Here is a 12,593-nt window from a genome sequence, read left to right as displayed (position 1 = left end):
CGTCAGGCGACACCCCCTCCCGCGTCCGCGCGCCTACCCCAGGTACGACCCGCTCAGGCGGTGTCGCGCACCCCGGCCAGCCAGGCGGGCAGGCGCGCGGCCAGCGCGTCGGTCGACCATCCGGCCGGCCCGTCGGCGTCGAGGTAGGAGATCTCGGTGCGCGTCGTGGCCAGGCCGATCCTCGTGCCGTTGAGCTGGAAGGCACGCCCGGTGATGCGCCGGCCTTCCTCGGTGCACAGGTAGATCCCCAGCGGTGGCACCGTCTCGGGCGCTGCGGGTGCCGGCGGCGCACCGCCGGTGGGGGCGACGCGCGTGCGAAGCTCGGCGAGGAAGCTCGCGGCGCGGTCGTCGAGGCTCGCGACGTAGTCGTCGTGCAGGGCGGTCGCGGTCNCGCCGGGATTGACCGCGTTGACGCTGATGCCGAACGGGCGCAGCTCCTCGGCGGCGTAGCTGGCCAGCACGGCGTTGGCCGCCTTCGCCGCCCGGTAGGCGGCATTGCGCGGAAAGTGGACGTCGTTGACCAGGTCGCCGGTCACGATGATCGTGCCGCCGCCGGCGTCGATCAGATGGGGCACGGCGTGGCGGAGGCAGTGGAACGTCCCGTGGGTGGCGACGGCGAGCACGTCGGTGAAGTCCCGTTCGTCGGCGTCACGCAGGAACCGTGGGCGAACGATCGCGGCGTTCGCGATCAGGATGTCGAGCCGGCCGAAGCGTGCGACCGCGGTCTCGACGAGGCGCCGGGCGCCGTCGAAGTCGGCCACGCTGTCATGGTGGGCGACGGCGACACCGCCGGCGGCCTCGATGCCGGCGACGACGGACTGCGCCGCCGTCGGCGTGCGATCGGCGTTGCCGCGCAGGTCGTTGACGACCACCTTCGCGCCCTCGGCGGCGAGCGCTCGTGCATACGCCGCGCCGACTCCGCGGCCAGCACCGGTCACGATCGCGACGTTGCCTGCCAGCCTGTCCGCCATCGTGGACCTCCTTTCCTCGTAGGAACGTGGGCCAAGCAGGAACCGTGGGCCAAGCAGGAACCGTGGGCCAACCCCTTAGGCGGCGGTGGGGCCGAACTGTTCGACGAAGCGGGCGGTGAACAGGTCGGCGCCCTTGTNCTGGGCCACCGTCGTGGCCGGGACGACGGCCGNGCCGTCGGGGGTGGGCAGTTGGCCGACGCCGCCGTGCGGGCCGAGCGGGAGCAGGATCATGGGGTGAGGCAGGGGCCGGTAGGTGGNGGTGGGCTGCTCGCCGCGCAGGCGGGCGGTGATGTTCCTCGCCACGACCTCGGCGTGCTGCCCCGCGTATCCGGCCATCTTGGCCTCGGCGACGCCCGCGAGGTCGCCGACGGCGTAGACGTGGTTGTGCCCGCGGACGTTGAGGGTCTCGGTGACGGGCACCTGGCCCTGCGCGGTGAGCGTGGTGAGCCGGCCGTCGGCGAGGTAGTCGCTGTTGACGTGCACGCCGTAGGCGCGAAACCAGATGTCGGCGGTGATCTCCTCTCCGCCGGTGGTGGTGACGGTGAAGGTCTCGGTCCGGCCGGCCCTGGTCGTCGGCGGCGCGCTCACCCCGGCGCCGAGGCGCAGCCGGACGCCCAGGTCGTCGAGCTGGCGGTGCAGATCCTTGATCATCTCCGGGTGGAAGCCGGGCAGCAGCCGCGCGGCCGGGTCGACGATGGTCACGTGCTTGTGCGGCCAGACCGCCGTGATCTCCCCGGCCAGTTCCAGGCCGACCGGCCCGGCGCCGAGGATCAGGACCCTAGCGGCGGCGGCGAGTTCGGTGTGGGTCCGGCGCAGGTCGGCGCGTGCTTCGCCGGTGGAGTCGGCGGCGGGCTTGGCCGGGTAGGCGTAGCTCGAGCCCGTGGCCAGCACCAGATGGTCCGCCTCGACGCGCCGGCCCGAGGCCAGGGTGACGCCGCCGGGGTCCGCCGAGACCGCGCGGTCGCGGATCACCATGCCCCGGGTGAGCAGCGTGTCGAAGGGGAAGAACAGGTTGCCCGCCCAGTCGGGCCGGGTCAGCGCCCGCAGGGACCCGGCGGCGTTGACGAAGGCGTCCCGGGGATCGATCAGGACGACGTCGGCCTCGGCCTCCAGCGCCTTGGCGACCGCGGCACCCCCATAACCCCCGCCGACGATCACAACCGTTCGACCCATGATGTCCCTCTCCCACCAGCCAGGAATCGGAGCTCGACGGCTGCCGAGCGCCGTCCCCGACTCTCGGGGGCCGCCACGGGGACAGGAAGGCCGGGCGGAGGCTGGTAGCGGCAGGGCACCCATCGCCGCGGCCGGCGCGGCCACGATCGGATGCCCTGCCTGCGTCGCGGCTAGCCGGGGGCGCGGCCCCAGGCGATGGCCGTGGCGAACGACAGGTCGAAGAACGCCGGGTCCGCGAGGGAGTCCAGGGCCTCGTCGAGCAGGTCGTCGGAAGCCAGGCCCAGCTCGCGGATGTGGGGGCGCAGCCGCGTCAGGGTCAGCGCCCAGCACTGGGCGGAGGGGCCCGCGCCGCCCGTGGTCGGCAGGTGCACGCTCACCCCGACGTCGACCAGGCCGCGGGCCTGCAGGGGGGCGGGGAACCCGCGCGCCCAGGCGGAGTCGGTGCCGATGGTCCTGGCCAGCACCTCGTCGATGCTGCGCATGGCCTGGCGGAACGGCGGGTGGGGTGAGGAGTCGAGGGGGAACCCGACGATCGACTCGACGACGAGGACGCCGGCGGGTTGCAGCCAGCCGCGCAGGCGGTCCAGGACGTGCTCGCGGTCGGGGAGATGCTCCAGGACGAACCGGGCGTGGATGAGGTCGAACGGGCCGCCCGGGGGTGCGGGGTCGCGGGTGACGTCGTGGTGCAGGACCGTCAGGTGCGGTCCGGCGAGGCTGTCGAGGTGGCGGGTGTCGACGTCGGTGGCGACCACATGCCCGACCCCGGGGGCGCGGTCGGCCCCGGGGTCGGTGTCGGTAGCCGGGCCGGCGTCGGTGGCGGTGACGCGGTCGGCGAGCCAGGCCGCGATCGACCCGCCGCCGGCGCCCACCTCCAGGCATCGCCAGCCGGCGCCGACGCCGCGTTCGTCGAGGATGCGGATCGTCGTGGGGTCGCAGACCGCGGCCATGGCGGCCAGCCGGGCGCGTTCGGTGTCGGTGGGGCCGCCGAGCACATCGTCGGCGTAGCGTCGCTGCGGGGGCACGGTGTCGGTCATCGCCGCGCCCCCGCAGCGACGCCTGCGGGCTGGGTCGGACGGGCGTCGTCGGGTCGGGGACGCGCGTGACGGCACGGGTCGCGCCGGTCGAGTGAGGTCACACGGGGAGACTCTGCCGCAACGCAGCGCGCCGGGTGCGGGTTCCCGGCCGCATCAGTCCGTCGGCGTTCCAGCCGTCAGCATTCCAGGATCGGCTCCTGCAGTTCGGTCACCCACCGCTCGGGGGCGTGCGGGGGGCAGGCGAGGTAAAGCTCGCGGGGGTAGCCGACGGCCCGGTAGCCGTGGGCGTCGATCCACGCGGCCAGGGCCTGCCCGCTGGAGACCACCTCGTCCATGGACCCGCGGTGGACGAGGGTGGCCGCGGCGGGAACCTCGGGCAGGTCCACGAGCGCGAAGTCAGGGTGGGAGTCGGTCCCGGCCGCGACCGGCAGGGCCGCGTGGACGCTGATCATGCCGGCGCCCTGGGTGGCGTCGGTGTAGTAGGCGACGGCGGGTCCGGTCGGTCTCACCCCGGCGCGGGCCAGCCGGTCGACCAGGTCGTCGAACAGGTCGCTGACGACCGGTCCGATGTTCTCGGGGGCGTAGCTGGCGGCGGTGGCGACCAGCTCCGCGACCCGGACCGGGGTCAGACGCTTGATGAGAACGTCGTCGGTGGGCATGCGTCCCTCGCATTCGATCGCGCGGAGCCTCGCGTGCACCCGGGCCAGCCGTGCGGTGTCGGCCGCGATCGCCGCGGCGAGCTCGNCCTGCCGCAGCCGCAGCATGCCGCGCAGTTCGGCGACGCTCACCTGCTCGTCGAGGATCGCCCGTACCTGCGTCAGGGTGAGACCGAGGTCCTTCAGGGCGATGATCCGGTTGAGCCTGGCGAACTGGTCGGCCTGGTAGAAGCGGTAGCCGCTGACCGGGTCGACGTGGGCGGGCCGCAGCAGTCCGAGCGCGTCGTAGTGCCGCAGCATGCGGACCGACACGAGCCCGCGGCGGGCGAAGTCTCCGATGCTGAACATGACACCTACCGGTCTACGGCCTGCCACCGTGTCAGGGTCAACCGTCGGCGACCGGGACACCACCAACGCATCGGGAGCAGGGCATGGGCCTCATCCACGTCGAGCTGTTCGCAACCCTCGATCTCGTCGGGCAAGCGCCCGGCGGTCCGCAGGAGGATCCGGTGGGGTTCCCGTTCGGCGGCTGGCAGGCGCCCCTGCTGGACGAGGTCGGCGGGGCGCAGGTCGGTGCCGCGTACGAGGGCACGGACGCCCTCCTGCTCGGCCGGCGGACGTATGACATCTTCGCCGCCTACTGGCCGCACCAGGAGGGCGGCGAGGACAACGAGATCGCCACGCTTTTCAACAACGTCCCGAAGTACGTGGCTTCGCGCGCCACGCCCACCCTGTCGTGGGCCGGGTCCACGCAGCTCGGCCCGGATCTGGCCGGCGCGGTGCGCGAGATCCGTGACCGGCACGAGCACGTCAACGTCGTCGGAAGCCTGAACCTGGTGCAGACCCTCCTGCGCGAGAAGCTCTTCGACCGTCTCGACCTGTGGCTGCACCCGGTCGTGCTCGGCGTGGGGAAGAAGGTGTTCGACGGTGGCGCGGTGCCCACGAACCTCACCCTCCTCGACCCGCCGGTCGCCAGTCCGAAGGGCATCGTGTACCTGCGCTACGGGCTCGCCGACGGCACGCCCGGGACGGGAGACATGACCGCCCCCGATCGCGGTATCGGGCGCGACGACTGATGGGAGCTACCGGGTCGGCATAGGGCAGGCTGACGCCGCCCGCGCCGGGTGGGCCTGCCCGCTCACCCGCCGCCGGGGTCCGCCCGGGTGGCGGCCAGCGCCAGCAGGTTCGGGACGGGGTCGTCACCGTCGTCCTCGGCGGTCTCCCGCAGGACGAGCCCGGCGCCCGTCAGCGCGTTCAGCAGCACCGGCAGGGGGACGTTGACCACCCCGACGCGGGAGCGGATCCCGTCGCCGAGCAGTGGGTGTTCCTCGACGCGCCGGTGGTGGCGGTAGNCGGGATGGACGGTGCAGGAGCCGTGGTCGTCGCGTTCGACGAAGACACCGCCGAAGCAGGGGTGCGCGGCGACGACCACCAGGCGTCCCCCGGGGCGGAGCACGCGGTGGGCTTCGGTGAACATCGGGGGCAGGTCGTCGACGTCGGTGGTGGTCATGATCGTGGCGACGGCGTCGAGGGACCGGTCGGCGAACGGGAGCTCCTCGGCGCCGGCGACGACGGCGCTGACGCCCCGGCGGCGGGCGAAGTCGACCTGGCGCGCGGAGACGTCGACGCCGATCACCCGCCAGCCCAGGGCGGCCAGCGCGGGGGCGTGCGCACCGCCGCCGCAGCCCAGGTCGAGGCAGAGACGGTCCTGGCCGGGACCGAGCAGCCGGGCCAGCAGACGGTCGGCCGAGCGGGCGACCGGATGTCCCGCTCCCCTGGCCACGAAACCGTCNTACCAGTCGGCGAAGTCGTCGTAGCGCGGTCGCATGCGACAACCCGACCATGGACTGCAGCGTCCTGCCACCGCGTTTTTCGGCGGCCGGCCGAGCGCCTCCTCCCGGTCGGCCCCGGTGGGCAACGCGCCCGCGCGCCGCCCACCGGGGCCGGTCATCCGCCGAGGGCGGTGAACGCGCCGTCGCGCAGGACGGGAACGACCGCGTCGGCGTCGAGCTGTGCGGCGTAGGCGACGTCGTCGTCCCAGCCCAGGTTCAGCACCGCGGTGCTGACCAGGTCGCGCCGACCAGTCCCCAGGTCGGCGTCCACGGCGGCGAGGGCGGCGGCGAACTCGGCGGTGAGCCGTCCTACCGGCGGCCGGTGTTCCAGGTGCCGCTCCGGCCGCCGCCGCTCCAGGCGCCGCCCTGCGGGCCGCTGTTCCAGGTGCCGCTCTGCCCGCCGCCGCTCCAGGCGCCGCTTCGCTGACCGCCGCCCGCCGCAGCACCGGGCGGCCCGGCCTGCGTCGTGGTACCTGCCAGGACGATCGCGAAGACTGCGAATATCAGAACTCCAAGACTCAGTACTCTTCTCGTAACGGTCACCGTCTCTCCTTTCATAGTCGTAATATTGTTCCCGATCGTCCTCCAGGAAAACGGTTCGACCTGCCATCAGATCTATGCGCCGCGAGGTTTGGAGCAGGGCCCGCTCGGTTGNGCATAGTTTGTTGTGCACGCTGAGATCAGCAAAGCGCAGGATGTCGCCGTCCGTACGGGGATTTCATGACAGTCGACGAGAAGGCCGGCGTGGGCGGTGTCGGTCGCGGAGACGTCTCGCCCGGCCGTGGACGGTCGCCGCGCCTTTTCGAGCCGTTTCGCGGCGACCGGGCCGCCTTACTGGCCGCCTGGCCGGATGCGCCGGGCGGCCAGCGGTCGCTGCATCACCCATTCCGGCCGGTCATCGTCAGGGACCGTATCTGCCCCGCTGGTCCGGGTGAACCCGCTGCGCTGGTAGAGCAGGATCGCGTGGTGGTTGCTCGGGTGGACTCTCAGCATGGCCTTGTCGGCGCCCGCCTGCTCGGCCCACGCGACCACGGCCGCGACGAGCAGGTCGCCGACCCCGCGGCCTCGGGCCGCCGGCGCCACCCACAGGGACATCAGCTCGACGGTGTCGACGCCGGTCCGGTCACCGCTGATCATGCCGGCCGGCTGGCCGTCGAGGTCGGCGACGATGTTGACGGCCACCGTCTCGAGTCGTGCTCGCCACCGTCGCACCGTGTCGCCGGGTCCCTGCCAGTCCGCGAGCGGGGAGCCGAAGGCGTGCGGTGCGTCGGCCAACGCGGCCAGCCTCAGCGCGCGCCACACCGGCCAGTCGTCGGCCACCAGCGCCCGCAGCCGGGTCAACAAACGCACCTGACACTGCCGTCCGGCCGGACCATCCGCAAGAGTTCTGCCATGGCAGATGCCCCTCCCGACGTTCCGATCCCAGACGACCCACGACGAACCCCGTTCTCACCTGGCAGCGTAATGCGGTGAGATTCCCAGACGATCGAAGCACAGTCACCGAGACGGCGTCGATGTCGGCCTCGGTGGCCGCGAGGCTCTTCTCCTTGCACTCCTGGTACGGCTCGTTCTATGAACCAGCCGAGGCATGCACTGGTCACGGCCCGAGAACAAGGCGGGCGACGCTTCGGTGTACCGGTGGCCGGTACCGTGATCTTGCGACCACTCCCACCTTCACTGCCGGTCCCGAATTCTGTGCGGATCGGTGCGCCGTCCGCGCGTTTCCCGGAGCCCTGGACCATCATGACGTGGGTTCCCGGCGAGCCGCTGGACGCCACCTCGATCAGCCGCGGCGATCACGCGGCCGACACGCTGGCGGGCTTCCTCGGAGCGCTGCACGTGCAGGCGCCTGCGCTGGCGCCGAGCAGTTCCGACCGTGGGGCTCATCCCAGGAAGTGCACGGACGGCTTCGACCGTTTCTTTCACGTCGTTGTCCCCGGCGGCGTTGCCGGCGTTGCCGGCGGTGTCCGGGCCGTCTGGGATGATGCCGTTGCGGTGCCCGAGTGGGAGGGTCCGCCGGTGTGGGTGCACGGTGATCTTCATCCCGCGAATGTCGCCGTCTCGGACGGGACGCTCTCCGGTGTGATCGACTTCGGTGACATGTTCGCCGGCGATCCGGCGTGGGACCTCGCGGCCGCCTGGGTGGTGCTTCCTGCGGGCGCCGCCGCGCACTTCTTCGACGTGTACGCGCAGGCGGACGCCGTGGCGATTCGGCGCGCCCGCGGGCTGGCTGTCCTGACAAGCCTGGTCCTCATGCTGATGGGCCGGAACGGAGACCGGGGCCTTCCTGGCGGCAGGCCGACCTGGGGGCCCGCGGGACGGGCGGCGCTCGATCGTGTTCTCCGGGAGGCGGTGTGACGCAGGCACGCAGCGACGATCCTCGTCCGATCCTCGCTGCCGGAACTGCCGCGACGCCGCTCGCGCGTCGGGAACCGTAGCGGTAGCGGGCAGACCTGTCACAGCGCGTAATGGAGAATCGCCCCGTTTCGGCCCTGCGAGCAACCTGCCCAGCGCGTAGGTGGCGCGGCCGGTATCGCCCCGGCTGAAGCGGACGCCAGTCCGCTGCGCGCCGATGACGCGTGCGCCGCGCTCCACAGCGAGCTGGACAGCGGCACTCCCGACGCTGCCGGAGGCCCCGTTGATGAGCACGGTGCTGCCCGCTGCCACGCCGAGCTGGTCGAATGAGCGTGCTGCGGTCTCGGCTGCGGCGGGGATCGCTGCTGATTCCGGGCCGCCTCGCCGCCTCGATCCTGACGCCCGATAACCCTCCCTTCTCGGGCGTCAGGATCGGGACACGGGGGACGTCCCGTATCGTCGTTCCGTTCCGTGGTATAACGATCCAAGTTAACGTTTCATCGATGGCGATGATACGAAAATGACGGTACGAGACGGAATGACGAGACGGAATGAGGAACGTGATGAGCCGGGTGCCCCGNCCCCCTCGGCAACGCGAGGAGCCGTCCGAGCCGGACGAGCCGTTCCGCCCCCCGACGCCCCGCCCCCCCGTCGAACCCCCCGACCCGACCACCACCGCAGACGGCGCCGCCGACACACCGGGGAACGCGCCGGGGAACGTGCCGGCACAGGCATCCGACACCGCCGCGGACGCGCGCGCGATCCCCTCCCCCGCGCCACCGCCCGGCGCGGACCTGCAGGACACCCCACCCGCCCCGCCCGGTTCGGCGGCCGCGGACATGGCGGCCGCGACCCGGCCCGCCGATCCGCCCGCCGCGCCGACGTCGGCGCCGGCTGGCGCTGCGCCGGCGCGCTGCGCCTACCCGGGCTGCATCCGCCCGCCCGCTCCCGCCGACGGTCCCGGCCGCCCCCCGGCCTACTGCGACGACCCCGCCCACAACCGTCTGTCCGCCTACCGCCGCCGCCGCGAGCTGGCCCACCGCCCCGCCGGGCAGAGCACCCCGGCACCCGGCGCCGCCCGACCCGCCCCGATCCCCCGCCCGCTGGCCGCCGGCCGCGCCCGCGCCGAGGAGCTCGCCGGCCAGGTCCAGTCCCTCGCCGGTGAACTGACCGCCACCCTCGACGCCTTCGCCCGCCAGATGGCGCTGCTCGGCGACGTCACCGCCGCCGAAGCCCAGGTCGAGGCCGCCGAGGCCGACGCCGCCGAACGCGTCGCCGAAGCCGTCGCCCGCGCCGTACGCGCCGAGCAGGCCGCCCGCGCCGCCGGGATCGCCCGCGCCGAATCCGACGCGATCGCCGCCGAAGCCGTCACCGCGCTCGAGGACGCCGAGCGCCGCCTGGTCGCGGCCGAGGCCACCGTCGCCGACGCCGTCGAGGAGTCCGCCGCCGCCGTCCGCGCCGCGACCGCCGCGGCCGAGGCCGTCCGCGCCGACGCCGACACCGCCGTCGCCGACGCCGACGCCCACGCCCGGGCCGCCATCGACGCCGCCGAGCGCGACGCCGCCGCCCGCATCACCGAGGCCCACCACGACGCCGAGACGCGCATCGCCGAGGCCACCGCCACCCGCGACCAGGCCCTCACCGAGCTGGCCACCGCGCGCCGCGACGCCGAACGCGACGCCCGGCAGCGCGCCGAACTGCGCGCCGAACGCGACGCGCTGCGCGAGGACATCCGCGCCGAACGCGCCGAGGCGCTGCGCCTACGCCAGGGCGCCGACGCCGACGCCCAGCGCCTGCGCGCCGACGCCGCCGCCGACCTCGACCGGCTGCGCGCCGAGACGACCGCCGAGATCACCCGCATCCGCGCGGAGGCGGCCGCCGACGTCGACCGCGCCCGCGCCGCCGCGGCCGCCGAGACCGAGCGGATCCGCGCCGAGGCCGAGGCCCGCCTCGACGTCGAACGCCGCGCCGCCGCCGAACGCCTCGCCGTGCTCGGCGAGGCCCGCGCCGAGGCCCGCACCCGCGCCGAACGCGCCGAACGCCAGGCCGACGACCTCGCCGCCGAACTGCGCGCCCTGCGCACCCCCGGGCCCGGCGGGACCTGAGCTCCTCGGTCTCGTCCCCGGCTCTGCGGGGGTCCGCCCGACCGAGGGCGCTGGCAGGATGGGGTGCCGGTAAGAAACGTGTCACCAGCCGCAGACGGCGATGATCTCTCCGGCTGCCGGCTGCCGGCTGCCGGCGGCACGAAGTTCGCGGAGGTCGGGTGGGACCGGTCCCGGTAGCGGGCAGGGTTCCGGCCGCGTTGGTGGACAGGCCGATGATCGTGTGACCCATGCCTGAAGGCCCGCCGCCCGCAGCAGACGTAAGCCTCCACCGGACTACGCCTGTACCGGCACCGAGGGGAAGGAGCGCGGTGGACTGGGGCACACTGGTGGCCACCGCCAGCGGCGCGGTCATCGCGATCGCCGGCACCGTCCTGGCCGATCATCTGCGTGGCCGGCGCGATGACGACCGCGGCCACGTGCAGCGGCGGCGGGATGCCTACATCGCGTTCATCGTGGCCGCGGGTGTCTGCCACACCCGGCTGCGCCAGATCGCCCTGAACAGCTCCGGCACCGGTGACCTCGACGCGGCGTCGCGAGCGGTGCTGGCCGACGCGGGCATCTACGACGTGCGCGAGCGGCTGTTCATCGACGCCACCGCGACGGTCGCCGGCGCCGGCCAGGCGATGTTCGAGCGGCTGCGCGCGTTGCGGCACGTGGTCGCCACGGGCGCCGGCCTGTCGTCGGCGGCATTCCACGACGCCTACCACCCTTATCTCGACGCTGTCTGGCGCTACCGGGCGGCAGTTCGCGCCGAGTTGGAGGCCACCGCACTGTCGCCTATGGACTTCGGCTGGGACAGCTGGGACGGCAACGACCGCTGCCCGCTCTGCCGATCGGCCTCGGGCGACGCCTGACCGCAGACGGTTCCACGATCCCTGCAGCCGCGATCGAGTACGCGCACTGGCAGACCGCCACCGCCCGCCTCCTGCAGCAGATCCCGCAACGTCAGTGCCGCCGGCAGCGGATCAGCGGGCAGCGCTACATGGACGGTCCGGCGCAGGGCGAGGTTGCCGAGCCGGCACAGGGCGAGTTCGGCCGGGACCGCCCAGGCGGCCAGCGAGGGAACCAGCGCAACGCCCAGCCCGGCGGCCACATAGCCGAACTTCCCGGTCCACTCCGCGATTTTGATGATCTTCCTGGGTTCGAAGCCTGCCTGGGCGCAGGCATCGGTGAGCAGCGTGGGACTGCCTCCCGCGGGCGCGTCCTGGAGCCAGGCCTCGTCACGCAGGTCGCGCAGGTCGATCACCCCGNCTCCGGCCAGGGGATGCTCGCGCTGAAGGACGACGAACAACTCGTCCGCCAGCAGGCGGGTCGTCGTGACACCGGCGGCCGACGGCAGACCGGACGGATAGTCGCTGACCACGGCGAGGTCGAGCGCCCCGTCTGCGAGGCGCTGCATCAACGTGCCGCTGCGGCCCTCGATCGCGACGATCTCGACCTCCGGTCTGGCCTGTCTGAACGCCCGCAACGCGGCGGGCACCAGCGAGATGTTCGCGGTCGAGAACGCCCCGACGCGCAGTATCCCGCCGCGACCTGCGTGGATGGCGGCCAGCTCCTGCTGTGCCCGCGACAGACGCTCAAGCACATCCACCGCGTGGCGGTGCAGCTCATGACCGGCAGGATTGAGCCGTACGCCCCGGGGGAGCCGGTCGAACAGCGGCCCACCCGTCTGCTGCTCCAGCAAGGCGATCCGCCGCGACACCGCGGGCTGCGTGTAGTTGAGCTGGACCGCCGCCTTGGTGAACGACCCGGTGCGGACCACGGCAACCAGGAGACGCAGCGCATCGATGTCACACACATTCCCCCCTGCATGGCTCCTATCCAATCTCGTTGCTGGTGGAATGTCTTGTCTCGCCTTAACGTCACCCCTGTCGTCAAGACCGGACCTGGGGGGAAGCGTGCCGTTGTTGGAGAGCGTCACGACACGGAGCTGTGCGACAAGGTGGGGCCGGTGACCGCGGGAGCCGCGATCGCATTGCCCGCGATGCTGGCCGATCTGGAAGAACTCGTCGTCTGTGAGTCCTTCTCGGCCGACCACGCGGCACTGGCCNGTAGCGCCGTGGTCGTCGGCGCCCTCGGCGCGAGACTGCTGGGCCGAGCGCCGGAGACGATCGTGATCGACGGCGTGCCCCACCTGCGGTGGACCTTCGGCACGCCGCAGGTGCTGCTGGTCGGACACCACGACACGGTGTGGCCCATGGGCTCGCTGCAGACCCACCCCTGGTCGCTGGTCGACGGGATCGCCCGGGGCCCTGGAGTCCTGGACATGAAGGCAGGGCTGGTGCAGATGTTCCACGCGCTGGCCTGCCTGCCGTCCCCGGACGGTGTCTGCGTGCTGATCAACGGGGATGAGGAAGTCGGCTCCCCGACCTGGGGTCCGAGGAAGAACCGCGCAGGATTGAACGGTTAGGGCGGCTCGGTCGTCGGCGGCCGCAGGGTCGATGATCTGTGTGTGCCGGTGGAGTTC

11 protein-coding genes and 5 pseudogenes are annotated in these 12,593 nt (G+C 73.1%); 5 read left to right on the top strand and 11 right to left on the bottom strand.

Features of this window, described 5'->3' with window-relative positions; translation table 11 throughout:
* Positions 1-53: 53 nt before the first annotated feature.
* From FF86_RS64670 to FF86_RS37460, 6 genes and pseudogenes are all read right to left on the bottom strand, one after another.
* Positions 54-390 (bottom strand): annotated as a pseudogene (locus FF86_RS64670) (hypothetical protein); the annotation flags it as partial.
* A 1-nt stretch (position 391) separates the two neighbouring features.
* On the bottom strand, positions 392-971 hold a 580-nt coding region (locus FF86_RS64665), incomplete at its 3' end, for an SDR family NAD(P)-dependent oxidoreductase (RefSeq protein WP_396229718.1).
* Between the two features lie 258 nt (positions 972-1,229).
* Positions 1,230-2,144: NAD(P)/FAD-dependent oxidoreductase (locus tag FF86_RS00845; protein WP_242417932.1), on the bottom strand; the 915-nt coding region annotated here is incomplete at its 3' end.
* A gap of 170 nt (positions 2,145-2,314) precedes the next feature.
* Positions 2,315-3,178 carry a bifunctional 2-polyprenyl-6-hydroxyphenol methylase/3-demethylubiquinol 3-O-methyltransferase UbiG gene (locus FF86_RS00840; RefSeq protein ID WP_055407618.1) on the bottom strand — a complete coding sequence of 288 codons (864 nt, stop codon included), beginning with the start codon at positions 3,176-3,178 and terminating at the stop codon, positions 2,315-2,317.
* 176 nt (positions 3,179-3,354) lie between these two features.
* Entirely contained in the window at positions 3,355-3,837 is a 483-nt protein-coding gene (locus FF86_RS37465; protein WP_242417978.1) for a GyrI-like domain-containing protein, read from the bottom strand.
* Positions 3,838-3,923: 86 nt separating this feature from the next.
* On the bottom strand, positions 3,924-4,182 hold a 259-nt coding region (locus FF86_RS37460), incomplete at its 3' end, for a MerR family transcriptional regulator (protein ID WP_255355663.1).
* Between the two features lie 83 nt (positions 4,183-4,265).
* Here FF86_RS37460 and FF86_RS00830 point away from each other — a divergent pair.
* A complete protein-coding gene (locus FF86_RS00830; protein ID WP_044883172.1) occupies positions 4,266-4,910 on the top strand; it encodes a dihydrofolate reductase family protein in 645 nt (214 codons plus the stop codon).
* Positions 4,911-5,187: 277 nt separating this feature from the next.
* Here the strand turns inward: FF86_RS00830 and FF86_RS37455 are convergent.
* Together FF86_RS37455 and FF86_RS00820 are read right to left on the bottom strand one after the other, a co-directional pair.
* The coding region (locus FF86_RS37455) for a class I SAM-dependent methyltransferase (protein ID WP_242417931.1) at positions 5,188-5,617 on the bottom strand (430 nt) is incomplete at its 3' end.
* Positions 5,618-6,497: 880 nt separating this feature from the next.
* The gene (locus FF86_RS00820) at positions 6,498-7,016 is read right to left on the bottom strand and encodes an N-acetyltransferase (protein ID WP_236705920.1); all 519 of its coding nucleotides are present in this window, start codon (positions 7,014-7,016) and stop codon (positions 6,498-6,500) included.
* Positions 7,017-7,319: 303 nt separating this feature from the next.
* Between FF86_RS00820 and FF86_RS00815 the strand changes: the two are divergent.
* Positions 7,320-8,024 (top strand): annotated as a pseudogene (locus FF86_RS00815) (phosphotransferase); the annotation flags it as partial.
* Between the two features lie 206 nt (positions 8,025-8,230).
* Here the strand turns inward: FF86_RS00815 and FF86_RS64660 are convergent.
* Positions 8,231-8,393, bottom strand: a pseudogene (locus FF86_RS64660) (NADP-dependent oxidoreductase); the annotation flags it as partial.
* Between the two features lie 209 nt (positions 8,394-8,602).
* On the opposite strand from FF86_RS64660, the gene FF86_RS00810 reads away from it, so the two are divergent.
* Together FF86_RS00810 and FF86_RS35205 are read left to right on the top strand one after the other, a co-directional pair.
* The coding region (locus FF86_RS00810) for a hypothetical protein (RefSeq protein ID WP_242417930.1) at positions 8,603-10,126 on the top strand (1,524 nt) is incomplete at its 5' end.
* A 308-nt stretch (positions 10,127-10,434) separates the two neighbouring features.
* On the top strand, positions 10,435-10,980 hold the full coding sequence (locus FF86_RS35205; RefSeq protein ID WP_044883176.1) for a hypothetical protein: 546 nt from the start codon (positions 10,435-10,437) through the stop codon (positions 10,978-10,980).
* Positions 10,981-11,045: 65 nt separating this feature from the next.
* On the opposite strand, the pseudogene FF86_RS64655 reads toward FF86_RS35205, so the two are convergent.
* Together FF86_RS64655 and FF86_RS64650 are read right to left on the bottom strand one after the other, a co-directional pair.
* Positions 11,046-11,376, bottom strand: a pseudogene (locus tag FF86_RS64655) (LysR substrate-binding domain-containing protein); the annotation flags it as partial.
* A gap of 1 nt (position 11,377) precedes the next feature.
* Positions 11,378-11,924: LysR family transcriptional regulator (locus FF86_RS64650; RefSeq protein ID WP_396229717.1), on the bottom strand; the 547-nt coding region annotated here is incomplete at its 3' end.
* A 253-nt stretch (positions 11,925-12,177) separates the two neighbouring features.
* On the opposite strand from FF86_RS64650, the pseudogene FF86_RS64645 reads away from it, so the two are divergent.
* Positions 12,178-12,497 (top strand): annotated as a pseudogene (locus tag FF86_RS64645) (M20/M25/M40 family metallo-hydrolase); the annotation flags it as partial.
* Between the last annotated feature and the right edge of the window lie 96 nt (positions 12,498-12,593).

It is taken from the genome of Frankia sp. CpI1-P, from assembly GCF_001421075.1.
Taxonomy (GTDB): Bacteria; Actinomycetota; Actinomycetes; order Frankiales; family Frankiaceae; genus Frankia; species Frankia torreyi.
Note: the sequence above shows the minus strand (reverse complement) of the source record. Positions and strands in the feature narration are given on the sequence as shown.